Consider the following 19,428-nt stretch of genomic DNA (forward strand, 5'->3'; position numbering starts at 1 on the left):
GGTACTCCTGCCTGGTCTTTTTTATTGTTCAGCGCGTCAATACACGGGCGTGGCGAGCCTGCCAGCCGAGATGGACGCTCATACCGATAGCAAAATGCGCAAATTCGAATTGCGAGGACGGCACCCGGACGATCAACGCCTTGTCGCTAAGCGCCGTCTGCACATGCAGGTTGGTGTCGAGACCGTGATAGGCGATTTCGACGATGTTTCCGGTGACCTGATTGGCACACGTCTCGCCCTCCTGCGCGAGCACCTGTAGACGCTCCGGGCGCACGACGACGGCGACCTTTTGCCCAGGGACCAGCGGCACGTCGGTTTCGACAGCCAGTTCCTGGCCGTTGACGCGCACCGTGTGCTGGCCCGAACGCACGCCTTCAAACAGATTGCTGACACCAATGAAGTTGGCGACAAAACGGCTGTTGGGGTTTTCGTAGAGTTCGGTGGGGCTGCCGCACTGGCAAACCTTGCCGCCATCGAGCACCGCCATGCGGTCCGACATCACCAGCGCTTCTTCCTGGTCGTGGGTGACGATGATGAAGGTGATGCCGCTCTCCAGTTGCAGGCGCTTGAGTTCGAGCTGCATTTTTTCCCGGAGCTTTTTGTCGAGTGCACCCAACGGCTCATCGAGCAACAACACCCGCGGACGCTTGACCAGCGCCCGTGCCAGTGCAACGCGTTGGCGCTGACCACCCGAGAGCTGATCCGGCTTGCGCTCGGCCAGTTCACCCAGCTGCGCGGTACTCAGCACTTCATCCACCCGGCGACGGATTTCCGCCTCGGGCAAGCGCTCCATTTCCAGCCCGTAGGCGATGTTCTTGCGCACGGTCATGTTGGGAAACAGCGCATAGGACTGGAACATCAGGTTCAACGGACGCTTGTTGGCCGGCAGCGGCGAGATGTCTTTGCCATCCAGGTAAATGCAGCCGGCGCTGGGTGTTTCGAAGCCGGCGAGCATGCGCAACAGCGTGGTCTTGCCGCAGCCGGACGGCCCCAGCAGCGCAAAGAACTCGTTTTCGCGGATGTTCAGCGACACCTCGTCAACCGCCAGACCGTTGCCATAAGACTTGCTGACCTTGTCCAGGATCAGTACCGCCGAGGAGTTATTCATGGGTGCGAGGAGCCTTGTTGAGACGCTGCGAAGCCAGCAGCGCGGTGATGCTGACCAGCATCACCAGCGTCGCCAGGGCATTGATTTCCGGGGTGACGCCAAAACGGATCATGGCGTAGATCTGCATCGGCAACGTGGTGGAAGCCTGGCCGGAACCGGAGTTGAAAAACGCGATGATGAATTCGTCCACCGACAGCGTGAAGGAGAGCAAACCACCCGCCAGCACACCGGGAAAAATCGCCGGCAACAGTACCCGGCGAAAGGTGGTGAACCAGCTCGCGCCCAGGTCGATCGAGGCTTCGAGGATCGAATAGTCAAAGTGTTTGAGCCGCGTGCGCACCACCGCGCAGACGAACGCGATGTTGAACACGGCGTGGCTGATGATGATCGAGTGCAGGCCCAGCCCGACCTTGAGCAAGTTGAAAAAGCTCAGCAGCGCAATCGCCAGGACGATGTCGGGAATGATCATCGGCGCCATCAGCAACGTGTCCACCACTTGCCCCTTGTCGTTACCCTTGCGGCGCAGTTCGATGCCCAGCGCAAGGAACGTCCCCAGCACGCAGGCAATGAAGGTTGCCGACAGTGCAACGATCAAGGTATTGAGTGCCGCCGACAAAATCGCCGAGTTATGCGCCAGCGACACGTACCATTTCAGCGATACGCCGCCCCAGGCCGTCGGCAACCCTGACTTGTTGAACGACAGCAGGATCAACACCAGGATCGGCACATACAGGAAGGCATACACCAGCCACAGGTGCGTATTGAGTGCGGTGCCGCCCAGCGAACGAGACTGACTCATGCGCGTCCCCCTTCTGCACGACGGGCCACCAGGGCCTGTACGAACAACAGGATCAGCATGATCGCGATCAGGAAAAAGCTGAGTGCCGCACCGAACGGCCAGTCCCGCGCCGTGAGGAATTGCGAGTAGATCAGGTTGCCGACCATCTGCACCTGCTTGCCGCCCAACAGGTCGGCGGTGATGAAGTTGCCGATGCTCAGGACGAAGACAAACACAGCACCGGCGGCGACACCGGGCACGCTCAGCGGCAGGATGATCCGGCGAAAGGTCATCCAGCCCGAGGCGCCAAGGTCTTTCGAGGCGTCCCAGAGTTCGTTGTTGATGCGTGACAGCGAAGAGAAAATCGCCAGGATCACAAACGGGATGTAGTTGTAGACCAGCCCCAGCACCACCGACGCCTCGGTGTACAGCAGGCTGATCGGTTCGCCGCTGTAGCCGAACATCTGCAGCATCCGGTTGATCAGGCCTTCGCGATTGAGCAGGACGATCCAGGCATAGGTGCGGATCAGGTAGTTGCTCCAGAACGGCAGCATCACCAGAAACAGGAACACCGCTTGATGGCGCCGTGGTGCACGGGCAATCGCATACGCCGCCGGGTAGCCGATCAGCACCGCAAACAGCGTCGCCAGCCCGGCGATTTTCGCCGACTTGAGCAGGATGCCGAGGTACAGCGGATCGAACGCGCGCTGATAGTTTTCCCAGGTGAACAGCCAGTCGATGCCGCCGTATGCACCGCGTTCGACGAAGCTGTAGACCAGCACCAGCACGCACGGCACCACTAGAAATATCAGCAGCCAGCCAAAGCCGGGTGCAAGAAGCCAGGCCGACAGACGCCTGTCAGCATGCAAAGCACTCATTACCCATATCCTCCCGCCCCGGAACGAAGGCGGCTTGCGAGCGTGGCGAGGCATGACGGGCATGCCTCGGTTCGGTGCGGCTTACGTTTTCAAGGCTTAGTTCTGTGCCGCCATGATTTCGGTGACAGCCCGGGTGTAGGCCTTTTGCGTGGTGCCGCCCAGATCACGCAATTGCTCCATCTTTAACAGCTCGCTCGGGGCGATCGTCAGGTTGGGATATTGTTTGAGCAGGTCAGCCGACAAACCGGCCATTGCGGCCTGGTTCGGGACTTTGTAGAGGATGTTTTCCGCCACCCAGGCGTGGTTTTCTTTGGCGAGCATGAAGTTGACGAACTTGAACGCCTCCTCCTGATGCTTCGAGCTTTTCAGCACGACCATGGTGTCCACCCAGAGGTCGGAACCTTCCTTGGGTACGACAAACTTGATAGCCGCATTGGCTTGCGTGCCGTAGTTGCACCAGCCATCCCACGCGTGCGCCATCAGCGACTCGCCGGACGCGAGCTTGGAGTAGAAGGTGGTGTCGTCGAAGGCGAGGATGCGTTTCTTGGTGGCGATCAACTGATCGCGGACGGCGGCGATCTGCTTGGGATCGTTGTCGTTGACCGACCAGCCCTTGGCCAGGAACCCGGCGCCGAGCATCCAGCGGTCGGTGGCGAGCATCGTCACTTTGCCTTTGAGCGCATCGCTCGGGTTGAGCAGATCGTTCCAGCTCACCGGCGCCGGCGTGACCTTGTCGGAGCGGTAGCAAATCCCGGTCGTGCCCCAGGTGTATGGCACCGAGAAATGGTTGCCCGGGTCGTATTCCAGCTGGTTGGCTTCGGGATAAAGGTTTTTCAGGTTGGGGACTTTGACGGGGTCGATATCGGCCAGCAGACCTTGCTTGTGCAGGACCTCGGCGAAGGGAGAGGAGACAAACACAACGTCATAGCCTTCACCGCCAGACGCCATGAGCTTGCCCATGATTTCCTCATTGGTCGCGTGCAAAGCCTTGTCGACGTCAACGCCGCTGGCTGCTTTGAACTTGTCCAGCGCATCCGGGGCCATGTAGCCGTCCCAGATCGAAATCACCATGTCTTTTGCACTTGCGGCCTGTGAAGCGATCGCCAGGGAAACGCTCAATCCCAGACACATAAGGCCTTTCAGCTTTCTCATAATACTCACCCGACGATTGATTATTGTTGTGTTCGAAGGCAGTACGGCGAAAAGATAAACGGTTTGACGTGTTTTTTTTTAGAAATTAGGACCAGCGAGAAAAGATGTCAACGCTTTTTTCGTGCCTGACGGCTCAACGGTGCATGGCATAAGATGAGCACCTGAGTCCAAAGCGACCAAAAGAGATAAGACGCTTGAGCACAACACCCGAGAAAAAACCCCGCACCAATCACCTGGAACTCGCCCGACGGATTCTGGAACACACCCAGGAAACCGGGCTGGTGGCCGGCGACCCGGTTGCCGAGCAAGCGCTGTCGCGTACCTTCCAGGTGTCTCGCACCCTGATTCGGGGCGCACTGAAAGTACTGCTGGAAGAAAACCTGGTGAGCCATGAAGCCGGCAAAGGCTATCGACTGCTCGCCGCACCAGGCGGCCAAGCCTTCAACGCGGCCTTGCCACAAGCCGAGGAAGAAGAACTGGCGACCTCGGTGTTGCGCGACCGCATGGCCGGGCGCCTCGGGGACAGCATCAGCATCAGCGAGCTGATGCGTCGTTACGACATCGGCCGGCCGGCAGCGCAGAAGGCCCTGCAGCAACTCAGCGAAAGCCAGGCGATAGAACGCGGCCCCGGCCAGTCCTGGCTGTTTCGCCCGTCGCTGAACAGCCTCGCGGCCCTCGAAGAAAGCCTCAAATTCCGCCTGATCCTGGAGCCGGAAGCGCTGCTCAGCCCCCACTTCAACGCCGATCCGCAACGCCTGGCACTGCTGCGCAGCGCAATGCAAACCCTGCTTTCAAGCCCGGTTGAACACTTCGACATCCAGCAATTTCGCGAGCTGGACATCAGCTTCCATGAACTGATCGGCCAGAGCTGCGGCAACCGCTTTATCGGCGACGCCCTGCTCCAGCATCAGAGCCTGCGACGCCTGCCGAATCTGTTGCCGACCGTCAGCGTGCACCGCCTGCAGGAAGCCCTGCGCGAGCACCTGCAAATCATTGCGCACATCGAGCGCGGACAACTGGAGATCGCTGCCGACCTGCTGCGCCTGCACCTGCGCCTGAGCGCTGCCCAGCGTCCGCAAACTGCCAATCGCGGGATTCCGCAGGGCCATTTGTTCGGGCGTCGCTGAACACTTTAAAAAACAGGATGATTTTTTTTATAAAATAAGACAGCATCCAATCATCTCAGGCACGGTGGGCTTTACCCGCCACGGACTTTCTTCGCCATGCACCCACACAAACTGATCGCCTTGTTTCCGGAAGCCAGTTTCGGCGCGGCCTTGAACTGCATTGGTATCGCCCAGTCACTGCGTGAGCTGGGAGCAAAACCGGTCTTTATCTGCCACGAACATTTCCAGGGACTCTTCGCCGAATACGGCTTTGACGAGTATCCGATTCCGCAAGCCAGTCCTTTGTCGGCAGCGGAGCACCAGCATTACTGGGAGCGCTTTATCGAGCGCAACATCCCCTACTTCGACCAGACCCCGCTGGCACAGATCGACAGCTATGTGGCGCCGGCCTGGGAAGCGATCATCGACACCGCGATCGAAGCGGAAAAGCCACTGCAACAGTTGCTCGGCCGCCTTAAACCGGACGTCATCGTCCTCGACAACGTGGTGATGTTCCCCGCCATCGCCAACGCCGGATGCCCGTGGGTGCGGATGGTTTCATGTGCCGAAACCGAATTGCCGGATGCCGCCGTACCGCCGTACTTGTCAGGCTGCCTGGCTGGCGACAAAGAGGCCCGCGAACGTTTTGCCGAGCATTACCGCAAAGCCGTCGCACCGGCCCATGAACGCTTTTCGCAGTTTCTCGCGAACAACGGCACCGCGCCTTGCCCGCCCGTCCAGTTTCTTGTCGATTCACCGTGGCTCAACCTGTTGCTGTCACCCACGCCGGTGCGTTATGAACGCCAACCGCCGCTGGACCCGAAACGCTATGTGTACCTCGACGGCTGCGTACGTCGCGAAGCGCCCTACATCGTTCCCGACTTCCCAAGGCACAACGACGCGCCGCTGATTTACATCAGCTTCGGCAGTCTCGGGGCTGCCGACACCGACATGATGAAGCGCCTGATCGGCACCATCGAACATCTGCCCTATCGCTTCCTCATCAACGTTGGCGCCTATCGGGACATGTACACCACCGTCCCGGACAACGTGTACCTGGACAGCTGGTTTCCACAGCCGGCCGTACTCAAGGAATGCCAGCTGTTCATCCACCACGGCGGCAACAACAGCTTCTGCGAAGCGCTGTACTTCGGCTTGCCGTCATTGATCATTCCTTACTGCTGGGACGGTCACGACAACGCCGCACGCGCCGAGGAAGTCGGCGTTGGCCGCTACTTGCCAAGGTTTGCCGATCCGCTGTCCGCGTTACCTGCGGCTCTCGAACAACTGCTGGCGGACCAGGCGATGAAGCAACGTCTCGAATCGTTAAGCAAAAACATGCAGGCGACTCGCGGCACTGACATTGCCGCAAAGGCGATCATGGCGCTGCCCAACACTTAAGCTTCGCGCCTACAGGCATCACCCCCTGAGAATCATGAACACCTTGCGCACCGGCGTCAGGTTCTCCCAGGTCCCTTTGAATCCGGCGGCGACCACGAACGTGGCGCCCGTCTTGAACTCCTGGCTGACGCCCTTGCTGTCGGTCAACCGGACATGCCCTTCGAGCAAATGACAAAGCTCGTCGTAATCACATTCACAGCGCTCAAGGTGCTCGGGGGCCTCCCAGATGCCTGCGACAGCATTTTTCTCCGGCGCCATAAAGTGCCGCCAACTGCGACTGCAATACGGGGCGTCGACCAGCGCAGGATCGCTGGTTTCCAGCTCGACGACGGGCAACTCGGGGTTGGCGAAATCGATGATGTGATCGGGGTTGTTCATGGTCATGCTCACTTCAGTTCAAGAATCAAAGCCAATCCCTAACGCATCAAACCCCTTGAGCAACCAGTCGCGGCGCCCGGTCAGGTCTTCGCGGGCCAGCGAGCGCTGCGCCAGGGAGACGCCCGCGTATCGCAAGGGCTCGGGTGGAAACGGGAAAGGCGCCGTCGAGGTCATCGCCAACTGCGTGCGCTCGGTCGATTGACCTTCGAGCAAATCGAGCATGGTCAACGCCGCGAAACGACTGGCAGACACGCCCTGCCCCGTGAACCCCTGGGCATAGGCAACGCGACCATCAGACGAAGTGCCACAGAACATGGTGGTGCGCGCAGAGGTATCGATGATGCCGCCCCAGGCATGGCTGAACGTGACGTCCGCCAATGCCGGGAAGGTTGATTGAAATTGCCGGGCCAGCGTCACGAAGCTGTCGGGACGCTGGGTCAACGCCTCATCGCGTCGGCTGCCAAAATGATAGATAGCGTCATAACCACCCCAGAGAATGCGGTTGTCCTCGGTCTTGCGCAGGTAATGAAACTGGTTGCCACTGTCGGCGATACCGTAGCGACCGACCCACCCGATGGCGCGCAGCTGCGAATCGTCGAGGGGCCGGGTCGCCAGGGCATAGTCATATATGGGAATGACCTTGGACTTCAGCGCCCCCAGCAACGGCGGCGCGATGTTGGTGCCGAGGGCGACTTTCGCCGCTTTGACGGAGCCCAACCCGGTCTCCAGCACTTGATGGATTCCGTCCTGGCGCAGGCTGGTTACCGGAGAATGCTCAAACAGCTGCACACCTTGCGCAAGACACACACGGCGCAATTCAGCGACCATCTTGACCGGGTTCAGCAACGCATAATTGAGCTCGAAAACACCCGCGACATAGGCCGGTGAATCCAGGTGGGACTTCAGCGCGTCGCCTTCCAGATAATCGCAGGCGATACCAAAGCGCTGGTAGTTGCGCTGCATCGACTTCAGCCCTTCAACCTGCCACGGCTGGCTCGCGACGTTCAACTTTCCGGAGCGCTCGAACGCTACATCCATACCATAGCGCTGAAGATCCTCTTCAAACGCCAGAAGGTTTTCCCTGCCCAGTCGAACCAGTTGCTCCGCTTCCCCGGGCCAACGTTTCAGCGCATTGGAAACGCCGTGAGAGATGCTCGGCGCGCAGAACCCGCCATTGCGCCCACTGGCTTCACCGCCGCATTGCCCGGCCTCAAGCACAACGATCGTTGCATCTGGCCAACGCTGACGCGCCATCAGCGCCGTCCACAACCCGACGAATCCGCCGCCCACTATCGCAATGTCACACAGCACTTCGCCGGTGAGCCTCGGTGCAGCAGGCGCAGAAACTCGCGTCTCCTGCCAGACAGGATAAGGCCTGGCATCTGCCAGGGATCGGTTCGCGGTGTGAAGCGTCATGCACTCATGCTCCGAAAAAATCATGGGCTGACGCTAAAGCAATCGCCGGCGCTTTCACAGGCACAACGATGCGGTAAACCTCGCAGCGGACACGGGCGGAAAACCACAGCATCTGGAATACTCGTGGCTTCGCCCTGATCTGTGCCATGGAGCTCGTTGTGGAAGCACTCGATTTACACACCACCCCCACCTTCCTGGCGGACCCTTCGAGCGCGCAGACTCATGAAGTTGCCGTGCGTTACCACCAGGCCTGGAAAAGACGCGACCTGGACAGCGTGATGGCGCTCTATCACCCGGCTATCGAGTACAACGATTTTTTCCAGAACCGGACCATCGAGCACTCGCAGCTGCGCGACTATCTCGCGGCGAGCATGCCGGTAGGATCAGAAGAGTTGCAGACTTACACCGATCGCTTGCGCATCGACGGCGACACCGCGTTCCTGCAGTACCGGGTGACACTCAATGGCAGCGACGGCCTGGTTTCATTTCGCACTGTCGAGGCGCTCTCGGTGAAGGATGGATTGATTGTCAAAGTCAACGAACATGCGGTATTGGTCAGCCAGGCGACCACTGTGATTCGTCCGGCATACAGTGCCGATGCCGTGAGTCGGCTGGGATTGTCTGCCCGTCAGGTCGGGGCGCTGTCCAATGATTTGCAGCAGTACTTTGAGCAGTCGAAGCCCTATCTGGATCCTCGGCTGGACCTGTCTCATGTAGCGGCATCGACGGGTTACACGCGTAACCAGATTTCGTTTTTTCTCAATCAGGTTCGGGGGCAAACGTTTTATGCGTTGCTCAATCAGTTGCGGCTTGATGAGGCGCTTGAACGCTTGAATGCGCAACGGCATGCGTCACGGGTTGACGATATTGCCGGTGCTGCGGGGTTTAACTCGCTGTCGACTTTTTATCGGTGCTTCAAGCAGAGGACCGGGTGTTCACCGAAGGTTTATGTGCAACGACTTGGCAAGGCCGGGCAGGTTTCCGACATGCCGTACCCGCTGTGCACCTGAATCCCTTTGGCCCGGTCGCCGACCTCGACCTCTTCATAACGAAGGACTTCGGGACCACCGGTTTCGTAGAAGCGTACGGCGTTGGCCATTTTTTCTTATTCTCCAGTCTCAAGTTGGGACGTGCTGCGTCGAATTGCGCTGATTGGACTGTAGGACGCCGTCTGGCGAGTCGCTTCTCATCAGACGACAATGGCTTTTCATTTCATGACAGAGGGCTGCGACGACGCCCTGTCTCGCACTGTCCGGTTATCGACGTCCAGGCCTTCCCGAGGGCGGCCCTGGCCACAGGTGAATTCGAGGCGTAAAAAAGCCCGCGCTGTGCGGGCTATTGAAATGATCCAAACATGGTCAGGCGCCAGATTCCGGATCGCTCGCCGGCATGCCGCGAGCCTCCTTATGATCTTCATCCTGATCCGGATTATCGACGCGACCGCTCGTTCCAGCGTCGGGATGCTCACTCGATACCGAGTTGTTGGCCTCCACGTCGGTCATATCTTCATCAACAGGGGCTCCGTCGTCCGGCTGCAACGGAATCCCTGGCTCATCCCTTTCAGGGTCATGGCCGGTTTCGTTGTCCGCCGTGCGCGTCACGCTCTGTTGGGATCTGTTGCCAGGTGCATTCTCGTCAATTTCCATGGTGACTCTCCGCTCTCACGCCCGGGTGAATCCGTGCTTAAACGTGAGAGAGCCACACCGCGCTCAAGTGCCCGGCATTGGACGAATGGCGAAAACCAACAACCCGGCACAGTGGCCGGGCAGTCAAGAAAGTAAGCCCACCCTGACCAGTTGCGGCCACTCAGCATTTCTCTGAAACAGCTGGCAGGGCGAACTGCTGCACCTTATTCGAGTGCGGCTTTCCCGTATATCAGCTTTTCCCTGATACCCGCCGTCAGCCTTCTCCGCACATGTCACGTACATGGAAAAGACCAATGCTGTGAACATTGGCCTTAGTCATTGAAAAATATGCTCGGGACGGCGTGATTCGAACAAACAGGCGTTGGTGCGAAGGATCAGGTCAATACGACGTCAGCGCCAACACCCAAGCCTCGCCCAGAGCCCGTGACTTGCCCTCCCCGATCTCGCCTGCCAGTGACCAGCGCAAATCAATACCACCAAACACTTTATTTTTTTATATACTATAATTTAGCAAACTGATTAATTAGTGACCAATCGTATGCCCGAATCAGATATCCAGCAGCTACACGCCAATGCCGATGCTGCCAGCCAATTTCTTAAAGCCCTGGCCAATCCGGATCGCTTGATCCTCCTGTGCCAGCTATCCCAAGGCGAGCGCAATGTCAGCGATCTCGAGTCACTGCTGGGGATACAGCAACCGACTCTCTCTCAACAGCTGGCAGTGCTCCGTCGCGAAGGGCTGGTGGAGACCCGCCGCGACGGAAAGCAGGTGTTCTATCGCATCAGCAGTCCCGCAGCATTGGCAGTCATCCAAACCTTGTATCAACATTTTTGCGCCGGAGAAATGTCATGAATGTCGACTGGCTCAACTTCACTCCCTGGTCATCCCTTGCCGGTGGCGCACTGATTGGCCTGGCGGCCAGTCTATTCGTCGTCGCCAACGGGCGTATCGCAGGCATCAGCGGCCTGATCGGCAGTCTTTTACAGCGCGGGAGCGAGGGGGTAAGTGAGAAAGCACTTTTTCTCCTGGGTCTGCTCATCGCGCCACTTCTATGGGGCTTGTTCGCTGCGCTGCCGCAGATTGAGTTCCAAAGTGGCTGGTTCGGACTGATCGCCGCCGGTGTATTGGTGGGCATCGGCACACGATACGGATCAGGCTGCACCAGTGGTCATGGGGTATGCGGTCTGTCGCGCCTTTCGCCGCGATCGATGGTCGCCACTGGGTGTTTCATGTTCAGTGGTTTCGTCACAGTGTTTGTCTTGCGTCATCTGCTGGAGGGCTGGACATGATCAAACTGACCGCATTCATTGCTGGCCTGCTGTTCGGCCTGGGCCTGCTTCTGGCAGGCATGGCCAACCCCAGCAAAGTACTCGCTTTCCTGGATTTAACCGGTGCCTGGGACCCTTCCTTGGGGTTGGTCATGGTGGGAGCCATTGGCGTGGCTTTTGGCCCGCTGACCTGGGCCCGCCGACAATCCAGCTCGCTGCTGGGGAGGCCAATGCAGCTACCGGTCAAACGTGAGTTGGACCCGCGCTTGATTGGCGGGAGCCTGTTGTTCGGCATCGGCTGGGGAATAGCGGGCATCTGTCCTGGCCCCGCAGTGGCCATTCTGCTGACAGGACACTGGCAAGTGATCGTGTTCATGTTGGCCATGCTGGCCGGCATGTTGTTGTTTACTGCGCTGGAGAGCCGGCGCAGCCATTGATCGGGAGATCGCCATGAAAGCGAACATTGGAACCATAGACCGTAGCCTGCGCATTGTCGCCGGCCTGCTTCTCATTGGGCTCAGTTTGTCCGGTGTGATCGGCGCATGGGGTTGGATCGGTTTGGTGCCGCTGGCCACTGGCATTTTCCGTTTCTGCCCTGTCTACACCTTGCTGGGCATCAAGACCTGTAACCGTCGCTGAACGACGGCCGTTGCACACTGGCGGGCGCCTGAAGGCGCCCGTGGTGGTTCAGGTCTGCAGCGCTGATCACGGCTCCTGACCAAAAGCCCATTGGTAGATCAGCACTCCACTTCGTATATCGAAAAGAGAATTCCATCATGAAACCCCATGTAGAAGCTTTTTTTGACTCCGCTACGTATACCTACAGCTATGTTGTCAGCGACCCGAATACAGGGCACTGCGCCGTTATCGACTCAGTGCTCGATTACGATCCCGCATCGGGTCGCACGTCTTGCAACAGCGCGGAACGTCTAATTGCCTACGTGCGGGAGCAAGCCCTTACGGTGGAGTGGTTACTGGAAACCCATGTACATGCCGATCATCTTTCCGCAGCGCAGTATCTAAAGCGCGAGTTGGGCGGCCAACTGGCCATCGGCGAGCAGATCACCGTGGTTCAGAATACTTTTGGTAAGTTGTTCAACGTTGGCAGCGAGTTTGCCACTGATGGTCGTCAATTCGACCGGCTGCTGAAAGACGGTGAGCGCTTTTTGGTCGGAGGGATCGAAGCGCACGCCATCCACACACCAGGACATACACCGGCCTGCATGACCTATCTAATCGGTGATGCCGGTTTTGTCGGCGATACGCTGTTCATGCCTGATTACGGCACTGCCCGATGCGATTTTCCCGGTGGCGATGCGCGAAAACTCTTCCAGTCCATTCAAAAGTTGTTCGAGTTGCCCGACGATACCCGTTTGTTTATGTGCCACGACTACAAGGCCCCGGGTCGAGATGACTACCGCAATGAAACCACCATTGCCGAGCAAAGAACCCATAACGTTCATGTGCATGAGGGCACTGGCGAAGCAGATTTCGTTGCTATGCGCCAAGCGCGGGACGCTACGTTGGGCATGCCGACACTTATCCTGCCATCCGTGCAAGTGAACATGCGAGCAGGTAATTTGCCTCCAGCTGAAGGCAATGGCACTTGCTACCTGAAAATCCCTCTTAATGTGCTCTGAGTGGCTGACGTTAATTGACTCACTTAAACCTTCAGCGTCTACCAATGTCATCGCAGCCTCCCGAGGGTAGCTGAACGCTTCAGTTCGTGATTCAACTGCCTGCCAAGGCCATGCGCTGCAAACCCCGGCAGCTGAATCTATAAACGTACAAGTGGATTGCTATTGTTTAAAACTATTCTGAGCGGAGCAGTTTCAAAACTTGTTTGAACAAGGAGATTTGAATGTCCGACCTGAACGATCCACGCCCGCTCATGCCCCCTCAGCCCGTTCCCGTTGAGCGCGCACAGGAGAAACTCATTGAAGAAGCCGGTCGGTGAAGCTGTAAAAGAGCCCATACCCATTCCGTCACATTCCATGGCCTGGCATACCCTGCCTGCAGAGCAGGTGACGAACCTGCTTGAAGTCAATGAGCATGTCGGGCTGGCGGCCGATGAAGTTCAAGCCCGGCTTGACCGAACGGGTTTCAATCGCTTGCCAGAAGCAGTACGGCGACCTGCCTGGCTGCGATTCCTCCTGCAATTTCACAACATTCTGATTTATGTACTTCTAGGATCCGCCGCGATTACCGCGATGTTGCAACACCTGTGGGATACGGTGGTGATTCTGGCGGTGGTCATTACCAATGCAATCATTGGATACGTTCAGGAAGGCAAAGCGGAAAAAGCCATGGACGCTATCCGGCAGATGCTGGCACCGCACGCCGCCGTGATTCGCGCAGGCGAACGCTTGAGCGTTGCAGGCGAGAAGCTGGTCCCGGGCGATATCGTATTGTTGGAGGCCGGCGACAAAGTCCCTGCTGATTTACGCCTGCTGCACGCGAACAGACTACAGATTCAAGAAGCCATTCTTACCGGTGAATCCCTACCCGTAGAAAAACATACCAGACCAGTAGAGCTTGACGCTGCCCTGGGTGATCGTACCTGCATGGCGTTCAGCGGCACGCTTGTGACGTGCGGGCAAGCGACAGGGGTTGTCGTTGCTACCGCAGCAGCGGCTGAAATCGGACGCATCAGTACGCTGCTTGCGGAAGTAGAAACGCTGACGACTCCGCTGGTGCAACAAACGAACGTATTTGCACGCAGGCTGACGATCCTGATCTTGTTGGTTGGCGGGTTGTTACTCGTATATGGCCATTATGTCGGGCACTACGAGTTCACCGAGATCTTCATGGTCGTGGTCGGGATATCGGTGGCTGCAATACCTGAAGGGCTGCCCGCCGTCCTGACCATCACGCTGGCTGTCGGAGTCAGGGCGATGGCTCGTCGCAACGCCATTGTTCGTCGTCTGCCTGCCATCGAAACACTCGGCTCGGTATCCGTCATCTGCACTGACAAAACCGGCACACTTACCCGCAACGAAATGATGGTGGCATCGGTCGTGACGAACGATCTCGTCTTCACGGTCGATGGTGCAGGTTATCAGCCAATGGGCAGCATCAGCCTTGCAGATCAGCCAGTCGACAAGTCGTCTCACCCTGCGCTGGAAGAGCTGGGGCGCGCAGCCGGTTTGTGCAACGATGCCGTGCTGCGCCTGCATGAAGATTCATGGAAGGTTGAGGGTGATCCGATGGAAGGTGCCTTGCTGGCATTTTCCGGAAAAACCGGAATCGATCGTGATGAAGATCATCAGGCCTGGCCCCGCACCGACGCCATACCGTTTGACGCCAAACACCGCTTCATGGCGACACTGCACCACAACCATGATCGACATGCCTCTATCTACGTAAAAGGCGCGCCAGAACAAATACTGGCCATGAGCACGCAGCAGCTTGTAAACGCTTGCGAGACTGAACCGCTCAATGCGGACTACTGGCACGCACAGGCAAACGCCATTGCCGCCAAGGGGCAGCGTGTATTGGCGTTAGCAGTTAGACAAGTTCCACCCGAGCATACCGTGCTGGAATTCGAGGACGTGCAAGGAAGTTTAACTTTGCTTGGCATGGTCGGATTGATTGACCCGCCCAGGCCCGAGACAAAAAAGGCCATTCAGCAATGCCAGGCAGCAGGCATTGTCGTCAAGATGATCACTGGCGATCACGGAGGCACCGCCGCCGCTATCGGTCGCCACATTGGCCTGCAAAATGCCGACAAGGTGCTGTCTGGCGCTGACCTGGACGCCATGAGCGATACCGCCCTCAAGGAGGCAGTCAAGGTCGTCAATATCTTTGCTCGCACCAGCCCTGAGCATAAGCTCAGGCTTGTGATGCTGCTGCAATCGAACGGTATGACAGTGGCCATGACCGGTGATGGGGTGAACGACGCACCAGCGCTAAAGCGTGCCGATGCCGGTATCGCCATGGGTGGAAAAGGCAGTGAAGCCGCCAAGGAAGCCGCCGATCTGGTGCTGGCCGATGACAACTTCGCATCCATCGTGGCCGCTGTGCGCGAAGGCCGGACGGTCTACGACAACATCAAGAAAGTGCTGAGCTGGACGCTACCTACCAACGCGGGCGAGACAATGACCATCATCGTCGCCCTGCTGCTCGGTATTACGCTGCCGGTGACGCCGATACAGATTCTGTGGATCAATCTGATAACCGCAGTGACGCTCGGCATCGCACTGGCGTTCGAGCCCACCGAAGAAAACACTATGCTCAGACCGCCCCGTTCACGCAAAGCGCCACTCATAGGCGGTGCTTTAGTCTGGCATATGGTGCTTGTTTCTATTCTGTTCCTCTGCGGCGTTTACGGTATTTTTTCGTATGCGCTCGACCGGGGCTACTCAGTGGAGTTGGCCCGAACCATCGCGGTTAACACGTTAGTCGTGATGGAAATTTTCCACCTGTTCTTCATTCGCAACCTCTACAGCACATCGCTTACCTGGAAGGGCATTCGTGGCACCAAAGTCGTGTGGATGACAGTCGCCGTGGTCACCTTCGCGCAGTTCGCCATCACGTATGCGCCACCGCTGCAAAAGGTTTTTGCAACCGAAGCGATCCCCTTCGTTGACGGCCTGCTGATCATCGGGGTGGGCGTTGCGCTCTTTGCAATCATCGAGATTGAAAAACAGATTCGAATCCGCCTGTCCGAGTAACGCGGGTTGCGAGCTGAATTGAATCGCTATACTCGATCATCTTGCACCGATCCAAGGTTCGTCCGTGGTGGTAGGAGGCGGTAAGTCAGGGGCACAGATTCTGTGCCAAAGTCTCAAAGGGTTCAGTCCGTCCTGTCTGACGGTTTCATATCGCCTCTGCATGCCGAGGCAAGGCGATAGAAACCAGAGCGGCCAGCGACACGAATGCGCTCGATATCCACAAGCACGCGCCCAACCCGTACATCTGATAAACCCAGCCCGAGAGCACCGTGCCCATCAGTCGCCCCATGGCGTTCGACATGTAATAAAACCCCACGTCCAGCGACACACCGTCTTCCTTGGCGTAGGCCACGATCAGGTAGCTGTGCAACGACGAATTCACCGCGAACAGCGCCCCAAAGAGCATTAATCCGCCGAGCAGCACCGCCTGCTGCGACAAACCAGTGTTCAGCCCGAGAGCGATTGCCGCCGGGAGGCCTGCCAGTGCGAGTGCCCACAGAAATGCCGTACGACCATCCGGTACGTGCCCACGTTTCTTTCCAGTGATGTTGGGCGCGAAGGACTGCACGATGCCGTAGCCAATCACCCAGGCTGCCAGGAACCCGCCAACCTTCCAGAAACTCCAGCCGAAGACACTACTCAGGTACACCGGCAAGGCCACCACAAACCAGACATCACGGGCGCCGAACAGAAACATCCGCGCCGCCGAGAGGATATTGATCGCCCGGCTCTTGGAGAGGATGTCGCGAAATTTGGGCTTGGCTTTGGCCTTACCCAGGTCCTTTTTTAACAGGATCAAGCTGCTGATCCAGATCAGCGCCAGGACACTCGCCATGGCCAGCAAGGCACCTTTGAAACCGATCAATGCCAGCAAGGCTCCGCCAAGAAAGAAGCCGACACCCTTGAGCGCGTTCTTCGAGCCGGTGAGGATGGCTATCCATTGATAAAGCTTGCCCTGCTGCCCATCGGGCACTAAAAGTTTGATCGAGCTTTTGGCGCTCATCTTGTTCAGGTCTTTGGCAATCCCCGACAACGCCTGCGCGCCCATCACCCAAGGGATGGTCAACAAGGCCGAGGGTACTGTCAGCATCAACAACGCTGCGACCTGCATCCCCAGCCCGATGTTCATGGTTCGGTTCAAGCCTAATCGCGCGCCGAGATAGCCCCCCACCAGGTTGGTGATCACGCCAAAGAGTTCGTAGAACAGAAACAACGCCGCGATTTGCAGTGGGCTGTAGCCCAACGCGTGAAAGTGCAGCACCACCAACATGCGCAGGGCGCCATCGGTGAGAGTGAAGGCCCAGTAGTTGCCCGTCACGAGCAGGTACTGCCGCACTTCCGGCGCCAGGGCTGACAACGATTTCATGACCGCTCCTCAGACTGCCAGACCGACCATTCTGGCCAGTTCAACGGTACGGTTGGCATAGCCCCATTCGTTGTCGTACCAGGCATAGAGTTTGACCTGGGTGCCGTTGATAACCATGGTCGACAGCGCATCGATGATCGATGAACGCGGATCGGTACGGTAGTCGATAGACACCAATGGACGCTCCTCGAAACCGAGGATGTCTTTCAGTTCATTCTCGGAAGCGTCCTTGAGAAGTTTATTCACCTCTTCGACAGTGGTGGCTCGCTCGACCTCGAAGACACAGTCCGTCAGCGAAGCGTTGGCCAGCGGCACGCGTACGGCGTGACCATTCAGGCGCCCACGCAGCTCCGGGAAGATTTCGGCAATGGCGGTGGCCGATCCGGTACTGGTTGGGATCAGGCTCATTCCGCAAGCACGCGCACGGCGCAGATCCTTGTGCGGTTGATCGAGAATGCTTTGGGTGTTGGTCAGGTCGTGGATGGTGGTGATCGAACCGTGGCGAATGCCCAGCTTCTCGTGGATGACTTTCACCACCGGCGCCAGACAGTTGGTGGTGCATGACGCCGCCGTGACGATGCGATGTTCAGCGGGTTTGAACAGCTGATGATTGACACCCATGACGATATTCAGCGCGCCCTTCTCTTTCACGGGCGCACTCACCACTACGCGCTTCACGCCTTGGTCGAGATACGCCTGAAGCACCGCGACGGTCTTCATCTTGCCGCTGGCTTCAATCACCAGATCGCAACCCGACCAATCGGTGTCGGCAATTGCCTTGTTGGCCGTTACCTTGATTCGTTTGCCGTCAATGACGATGCTGTTGCCCTCGGAGTCGGCCTGGTAATTCCAACGACCATGTACCGAGTCGAAGTTCAGTAGGTGCGCATGGGTCGCCGCGTCACCCGCTGGGTCGTTGATCTGCACGAATTCGAATTCTGGCCAGCTCCAGGCTGCTCGTAGCGCGAGGCGACCGATCCGACCGAAACCATTGATACCAACTTTGATAGCCATGTTGTTGTGCTCTGTATTGAGTGTCAGTGGGCGTTCGACCGGGTGTCGAACTGGCCGATGTATTCACTGTGGGCAGGATGCTGGATAGCGCGCGGGCGCAGCGACTGAACATCGCGGATGGCATCGCACAATGGCACACCGCTTTCGATCAACAGCCGAGTGGCAACCAAACCGGTTAGCGTCAGCAGTGCCGATGCCCCCGCGTCCTTGACGGTTTGCAGCGCCTCGAAAGGCTTGGTGCCCTTCGTGCCGGGACACGGGGTGAAGATCAATTGGCCATTGAACTGTGCCAGCGGCAGTACGGAATATGGGTGTTGTTGCACGGTGAAAAACCCTCAGATGGAGCGCTGATTGACACGTTTCATGAGTTCTTCCGCCGACTCCTTGCGCTCGGAATAACGATCGACCAGATAGTCCTGACGGTCGCGAAGCAGTAGCGTGAACTTCACCAACTCTTCCATCACATCAACGACACGGTCGTAGAACGGAGACGGCTTCATCCGGCCGTTGTCGTCGAATTCCATATAGGCCTTTGGCACTGAAGATTGATTGGGGATGGTGAACATGCGCATCCAACGTCCCAGCACCCGCAGCTGATTGACCACGTTGAACGACTGCGAGCCGCCGCACACCTGCATGACGGCGAGGGTTTTGCCCTGGGTCGGGCGTACCGCGCCCATCGCCAGTGGCACCCAGTCGATCTGCGCCTTGAAGACCGCGCTCATGGAACCGTGACGCTCTGGAGAGCACCAGACCTGCCCCTCGGACCACAACATCAGTTCGCGCAGTTCCTTCACACGGGGATGATCGTCGGGTGCGTCATCGGGCAGCGGCAAACCTGACGGATTGAAAATCCGCGCCTCGGCGCCGAAGTGCTCCAGCAATCGAGCGGCCTCCTCGACCAACAGGCGACTGAAGGAGCGCTCACGGGTCGATCCGTACAGCAGCAAAATGCGCGGCTTGTGGATGGAGGTCTTTTCGATACCCAGTTTGTCAGTCGATGGGAGATCAACCAGTTCGGTATCGAGTTGAGGGATAGAGTCATCAAACATAGTGTTTGTCCTGCGCAACGGCGCTCTTGGATTCATCGAACCAACGGCGTTTCAACCAGAGGGCCACGCCGACCAGGGAAATCAGCACTGGCACTTCCACCCAAGGGTCAATCACCGTGGCGAAGGCCACTGGTGACGGGCCAGGTAACGGTCCAGGAAGGAAAGGCGGCCTTTACTCATGTTAATTGCTC

General features: G+C 58.0%; 20 protein-coding genes and 1 pseudogene. 9 read left to right on the forward strand and 12 right to left on the reverse strand.

What is annotated here, in order from left to right; genetic code table 11:
* Positions 1–28: 28 nt before the first annotated feature.
* The 4 genes from ACM6I5_RS20460 to ACM6I5_RS20475 form a co-directional block, all read right to left on the reverse strand.
* On the reverse strand, positions 29–1,108 hold the full coding sequence (locus ACM6I5_RS20460) for an ABC transporter ATP-binding protein (RefSeq protein WP_414884546.1): 1,080 nt from the start codon (positions 1,106–1,108) through the stop codon (positions 29–31).
* On the reverse strand, positions 1,101–1,907 hold the full coding sequence (locus tag ACM6I5_RS20465; protein WP_414878827.1) for an ABC transporter permease: 807 nt from the start codon (positions 1,905–1,907) through the stop codon (positions 1,101–1,103). Before ACM6I5_RS20465 ends, ACM6I5_RS20460 begins: the two co-directional genes overlap by 8 nt.
* The gene (locus ACM6I5_RS20470; protein ID WP_084317827.1) at positions 1,904–2,764 is read right to left on the reverse strand and encodes an ABC transporter permease; all 861 of its coding nucleotides are present in this window, start codon (positions 2,762–2,764) and stop codon (positions 1,904–1,906) included. The genes ACM6I5_RS20465 and ACM6I5_RS20470 overlap by 4 nt, the downstream gene beginning before the upstream one ends.
* 96 nt (positions 2,765–2,860) lie before the next feature.
* Complete coding sequence (locus ACM6I5_RS20475) at positions 2,861–3,835, reverse strand: spermidine/putrescine ABC transporter substrate-binding protein (RefSeq protein ID WP_414878826.1); 975 nt, start codon at positions 3,833–3,835, stop codon at positions 2,861–2,863.
* 275 nt (positions 3,836–4,110) lie between these two features.
* Between ACM6I5_RS20475 and ACM6I5_RS20480 the strand changes: the two genes are divergently transcribed.
* Complete coding sequence (locus ACM6I5_RS20480) at positions 4,111–5,043, forward strand: FCD domain-containing protein (protein ID WP_414878825.1); 933 nt, start codon at positions 4,111–4,113, stop codon at positions 5,041–5,043.
* A 96-nt stretch (positions 5,044–5,139) separates the two neighbouring features.
* The gene (locus ACM6I5_RS20485; protein ID WP_414884547.1) at positions 5,140–6,423 is read left to right on the forward strand and encodes a nucleotide disphospho-sugar-binding domain-containing protein; all 1,284 of its coding nucleotides are present in this window, start codon (positions 5,140–5,142) and stop codon (positions 6,421–6,423) included.
* A gap of 18 nt (positions 6,424–6,441) precedes the next feature.
* Here ACM6I5_RS20485 and ACM6I5_RS20490 read toward each other — a convergent pair whose 3' ends face one another.
* Positions 6,442–6,807 (reverse strand): cupin domain-containing protein, encoded by a 366-nt coding sequence (locus ACM6I5_RS20490; protein WP_414884548.1) that lies wholly within the window; start codon positions 6,805–6,807, stop codon positions 6,442–6,444.
* Positions 6,808–6,819: 12 nt separating this feature from the next.
* Complete coding sequence (locus ACM6I5_RS20495) at positions 6,820–8,217, reverse strand: NAD(P)/FAD-dependent oxidoreductase (protein WP_414884549.1); 1,398 nt, start codon at positions 8,215–8,217, stop codon at positions 6,820–6,822.
* Positions 8,218–8,375: 158 nt separating this feature from the next.
* On the opposite strand from ACM6I5_RS20495, the gene ACM6I5_RS20500 reads away from it, so the two are divergent.
* Positions 8,376–9,227, forward strand: coding sequence for a helix-turn-helix domain-containing protein (locus tag ACM6I5_RS20500; protein ID WP_414878821.1), 852 nt, complete (start codon positions 8,376–8,378; stop codon positions 9,225–9,227).
* A 348-nt stretch (positions 9,228–9,575) separates the two neighbouring features.
* Here ACM6I5_RS20500 and ACM6I5_RS20505 read toward each other — a convergent pair whose 3' ends face one another.
* Positions 9,576–9,863, reverse strand: a complete 288-nt coding sequence (locus ACM6I5_RS20505; protein ID WP_017337877.1) for a hypothetical protein — start codon at positions 9,861–9,863, stop codon at positions 9,576–9,578.
* Positions 9,864–10,401: 538 nt separating this feature from the next.
* Between ACM6I5_RS20505 and ACM6I5_RS20510 the strand changes: the two genes are divergently transcribed.
* From ACM6I5_RS20510 to ACM6I5_RS20535, 6 genes are all read left to right on the forward strand, one after another.
* Entirely contained in the window at positions 10,402–10,716 is a 315-nt protein-coding gene (locus ACM6I5_RS20510) for an ArsR/SmtB family transcription factor (RefSeq protein ID WP_017337876.1), read from the forward strand.
* Positions 10,713–11,153: a YeeE/YedE family protein gene (locus tag ACM6I5_RS20515; protein WP_414884550.1), complete on the forward strand. Its 441-nt coding sequence runs from the start codon at positions 10,713–10,715 to the stop codon at positions 11,151–11,153. Before ACM6I5_RS20510 ends, ACM6I5_RS20515 begins: the two co-directional genes overlap by 4 nt.
* Positions 11,150–11,569 (forward strand): DUF6691 family protein, encoded by a 420-nt coding sequence (locus tag ACM6I5_RS20520; RefSeq protein WP_017337874.1) that lies wholly within the window; start codon positions 11,150–11,152, stop codon positions 11,567–11,569. The genes ACM6I5_RS20515 and ACM6I5_RS20520 overlap by 4 nt, the downstream gene beginning before the upstream one ends.
* A gap of 13 nt (positions 11,570–11,582) precedes the next feature.
* Positions 11,583–11,771 carry a DUF2892 domain-containing protein gene (locus ACM6I5_RS20525; RefSeq protein WP_017337873.1) on the forward strand — a complete coding sequence of 63 codons (189 nt, stop codon included), beginning with the start codon at positions 11,583–11,585 and terminating at the stop codon, positions 11,769–11,771.
* A 137-nt stretch (positions 11,772–11,908) separates the two neighbouring features.
* Positions 11,909–12,772, forward strand: a complete 864-nt coding sequence (locus ACM6I5_RS20530) for an MBL fold metallo-hydrolase (protein WP_414884551.1) — start codon at positions 11,909–11,911, stop codon at positions 12,770–12,772.
* Between the two features lie 354 nt (positions 12,773–13,126).
* Positions 13,127–15,805 (forward strand): cation-transporting P-type ATPase, encoded by a 2,679-nt coding sequence (locus ACM6I5_RS20535; protein ID WP_414884717.1) that lies wholly within the window; start codon positions 13,127–13,129, stop codon positions 15,803–15,805.
* A gap of 145 nt (positions 15,806–15,950) precedes the next feature.
* Here the strand turns inward: ACM6I5_RS20535 and arsJ are convergent, their stop codons facing one another.
* The 5 genes and pseudogenes from arsJ to ACM6I5_RS20560 form a co-directional block, all read right to left on the reverse strand.
* Positions 15,951–17,171 carry an organoarsenical effux MFS transporter ArsJ gene (gene arsJ / locus ACM6I5_RS20540; protein ID WP_017337869.1) on the reverse strand — a complete coding sequence of 407 codons (1,221 nt, stop codon included), beginning with the start codon at positions 17,169–17,171 and terminating at the stop codon, positions 15,951–15,953.
* Positions 17,172–17,180: 9 nt separating this feature from the next.
* Positions 17,181–18,185, reverse strand: coding sequence for an ArsJ-associated glyceraldehyde-3-phosphate dehydrogenase (locus tag ACM6I5_RS20545; protein ID WP_414878817.1), 1,005 nt, complete (start codon positions 18,183–18,185; stop codon positions 17,181–17,183).
* 23 nt (positions 18,186–18,208) lie between these two features.
* Positions 18,209–18,508, reverse strand: a complete 300-nt coding sequence (locus ACM6I5_RS20550; protein WP_414884552.1) for a protein phosphatase — start codon at positions 18,506–18,508, stop codon at positions 18,209–18,211.
* A 12-nt stretch (positions 18,509–18,520) separates the two neighbouring features.
* The gene (gene arsH, locus ACM6I5_RS20555; RefSeq protein WP_414878816.1) at positions 18,521–19,237 is read right to left on the reverse strand and encodes an arsenical resistance protein ArsH; all 717 of its coding nucleotides are present in this window, start codon (positions 19,235–19,237) and stop codon (positions 18,521–18,523) included.
* A pseudogene (locus tag ACM6I5_RS20560) lies at positions 19,230–19,373 on the reverse strand (arsenical-resistance protein); the annotation flags it as partial. The pseudogene ACM6I5_RS20560 and the gene arsH, both read right to left, overlap by 8 nt.
* Positions 19,374–19,428: the final 55 nt, after the last annotated feature.

It is taken from the genome of Pseudomonas sp. IT-P171 (assembly GCF_949767765.1).
Taxonomy (GTDB): Bacteria; Pseudomonadota; Gammaproteobacteria; order Pseudomonadales; family Pseudomonadaceae; genus Aquipseudomonas; species Aquipseudomonas fluorescens_B.

What these genes read in the sequence shown, in the direction of transcription:
- ACM6I5_RS20460 (WP_414884546.1), bottom strand. Translation starts at nt 1,108, where the DNA reads ATGAATAACTCCTCGGCGGTACTGATCCTGGACAAGGTCAGCAAGTCT.
- ACM6I5_RS20470 (WP_084317827.1), bottom strand. Translation starts at nt 2,764, where the DNA reads ATGAGTGCTTTGCATGCTGACAGGCGTCTGTCGGCCTGGCTTCTTGCA.
- ACM6I5_RS20465 (WP_414878827.1), bottom strand. Translation starts at nt 1,907, where the DNA reads ATGAGTCAGTCTCGTTCGCTGGGCGGCACCGCACTCAATACGCACCTG.
- arsJ (WP_017337869.1), bottom strand. Translation starts at nt 17,171, where the DNA reads ATGAAATCGTTGTCAGCCCTGGCGCCGGAAGTGCGGCAGTACCTGCTC.
- ACM6I5_RS20530 (WP_414884551.1), top strand. Translation starts at nt 11,909, where the DNA reads ATGAAACCCCATGTAGAAGCTTTTTTTGACTCCGCTACGTATACCTAC.
- arsH (WP_414878816.1), bottom strand. Translation starts at nt 19,237, where the DNA reads ATGTTTGATGACTCTATCCCTCAACTCGATACCGAACTGGTTGATCTC.
- ACM6I5_RS20510 (WP_017337876.1), top strand. Translation starts at nt 10,402, where the DNA reads ATGCCCGAATCAGATATCCAGCAGCTACACGCCAATGCCGATGCTGCC.
- ACM6I5_RS20515 (WP_414884550.1), top strand. Translation starts at nt 10,713, where the DNA reads ATGAATGTCGACTGGCTCAACTTCACTCCCTGGTCATCCCTTGCCGGT.
- ACM6I5_RS20505 (WP_017337877.1), bottom strand. Translation starts at nt 9,863, where the DNA reads ATGGAAATTGACGAGAATGCACCTGGCAACAGATCCCAACAGAGCGTG.
- ACM6I5_RS20490 (WP_414884548.1), bottom strand. Translation starts at nt 6,807, where the DNA reads ATGACCATGAACAACCCCGATCACATCATCGATTTCGCCAACCCCGAG.
- ACM6I5_RS20520 (WP_017337874.1), top strand. Translation starts at nt 11,150, where the DNA reads ATGATCAAACTGACCGCATTCATTGCTGGCCTGCTGTTCGGCCTGGGC.
- ACM6I5_RS20535 (WP_414884717.1), top strand. Translation starts at nt 13,127, where the DNA reads ATGGCCTGGCATACCCTGCCTGCAGAGCAGGTGACGAACCTGCTTGAA.
- ACM6I5_RS20475 (WP_414878826.1), bottom strand. Translation starts at nt 3,835, where the DNA reads ATGGTGATTTCGATCTGGGACGGCTACATGGCCCCGGATGCGCTGGAC.
- ACM6I5_RS20525 (WP_017337873.1), top strand. Translation starts at nt 11,583, where the DNA reads ATGAAAGCGAACATTGGAACCATAGACCGTAGCCTGCGCATTGTCGCC.
- ACM6I5_RS20495 (WP_414884549.1), bottom strand. Translation starts at nt 8,217, where the DNA reads ATGACGCTTCACACCGCGAACCGATCCCTGGCAGATGCCAGGCCTTAT.
- ACM6I5_RS20545 (WP_414878817.1), bottom strand. Translation starts at nt 18,185, where the DNA reads ATGGCTATCAAAGTTGGTATCAATGGTTTCGGTCGGATCGGTCGCCTC.
- ACM6I5_RS20485 (WP_414884547.1), top strand. Translation starts at nt 5,140, where the DNA reads ATGCACCCACACAAACTGATCGCCTTGTTTCCGGAAGCCAGTTTCGGC.